The following is a 1574-nucleotide window of genomic DNA, read 5'->3' on the forward strand; positions in this document are numbered from 1 at the left end:
CGTTAAAGTAGGTGAGACTGTAGAAATCGTTGGTATCAAAGATACCGTTTCTACCACCTGTACCGGTGTTGAAATGTTCCGTAAGCTGCTGGACGAAGGTCGTGCAGGCGAGAACATCGGCGCACTGCTGCGTGGCGTGAAGCGTGAAGACGTAGAGCGTGGTCAGGTACTGGCCAAGCCGGGTTCAATCAAGCCGCACACCAAGTTTGAATCTGAAGTGTACGTACTGTCCAAAGAAGAAGGTGGTCGTCATACCCCGTTCTTCAAAGGCTACCGTCCGCAGTTCTACTTCCGTACTACCGACGTGACCGGTACCATCGAACTGCCNCAAGCTGCTGGACGAAGGTCGTGCAGGCGAGAACATCGGCGCACTGCTGCGTGGCGTGAAGCGTGAAGACGTAGAGCGTGGTCAGGTACTGGCCAAGCCGGGCTCCATCAAGCCGCACACCAAGTTTGAATCTGAAGTGTACGTACTGTCCAAAGAAGAAGGTGGTCGTCATACCCCGTTCTTCAAAGGCTACCGTCCGCAGTTCTACTTCCGTACTACCGACGTGACCGGTACCATCGAACTGCCGGAAGGCGTTGAAATGGTAATGCCAGGCGACAACATCAAAATGGTTGTTACCCTGATTGCGCCGATCGCAATGGACGACGGCCTGCGTTTCGCTATCCGTGAAGGTGGCCGTACCGTAGGTGCTGGTGTTGTAGCTAGCGTAATCGCCTAATCGATTCGTTATATACAAACATGAAAAGGGGTGGCTTCGGCCACCCCTTTTATTTTTGGGGCTATTTATGCCCTGTGAGATACTGGGCGAAACCATTGATAGAGGTAGTTTCCGTGAGCAAAGCCGCCATTTTTCTGGATCGTGACGGTGTCATCAATGAAGACACTGGTTATGTGAGTCAGGTCGATGATTTCCATTTTCTGCCTGGGGTGATCGACGCCCTGCAGCTGTTAAAGAAGAAAGGGTATCTGTTGGTTGTCGTCACCAACCAGTCCGGAATCGCCCGCGGTTACTTCAGTGAAGATGACTTTATGAATCTGACAGAATGGATGGATTGGTCACTGGCGGATCGGGATGTGGATCTCGATGGCATCTACTTCTGCCCCCATCACCCGGATCACGGCGTCCCCTGTGATTGCCGTAAACCGGAACCCGGCATGCTGCTGTTGGCACAACAAGAGCTGGGGATCGACATGAGCCGTTCCTATATGGTGGGTGACAAGCCTTCTGATCTGAAAGCGGCCGCCAATGCTAAAGTCGGGCATAAAGTGTTGGTCAAAACGGGCAAACCGGTGACCGATGCCGGTATCGCATTGGCTGATGCCACCTATGACAACCTGCATGATTTCGCCATTTCAGTGCCCGTTGCGGGCTGATTTTGTTCGCTTAATATGCGTATCGGTGGCTTTGTGAGCGAACGAGCGATGAAAGCCATCTTTTTGCAATTATCTGCTTGCCAGAAAGATTCAACTCCCTATAATGCGCCTCCATCGACAGGGCAAGCGGCAACGCAAACAACCTCGTCGATAACCTCGAAAAGCCTTTGAAAATAAGGCTTGACTCGAGAAG

Annotated in this window: 1 protein-coding gene and 2 pseudogenes; all 3 read left to right on the top strand. The window is 52.1% G+C overall.

Going from position 1 to position 1574, the window contains the following annotated elements:
* A pseudogene (locus tag BSP75_RS18975) lies at positions 1–313 on the top strand (EF-Tu/IF-2/RF-3 family GTPase); the annotation flags it as partial.
* 16 nt (positions 314–329) lie between these two features.
* Positions 330–725 (top strand): annotated as a pseudogene (gene tuf, locus BSP75_RS18980) (elongation factor Tu); the annotation flags it as partial.
* A 113-nt stretch (positions 726–838) separates the two neighbouring features.
* A complete protein-coding gene (gene gmhB / locus BSP75_RS18985; protein WP_075114227.1) occupies positions 839–1381 on the top strand; it encodes a D-glycero-beta-D-manno-heptose 1,7-bisphosphate 7-phosphatase in 543 nt (180 codons plus the stop codon).
* The last annotated feature ends 193 nt before the right edge of the window (positions 1382–1574 follow it).

The organism is Aeromonas sp. YN13HZO-058 (genome assembly GCF_001921245.1).
Taxonomy (GTDB): domain Bacteria; phylum Pseudomonadota; class Gammaproteobacteria; order Enterobacterales; family Aeromonadaceae; genus Aeromonas; species Aeromonas allosaccharophila.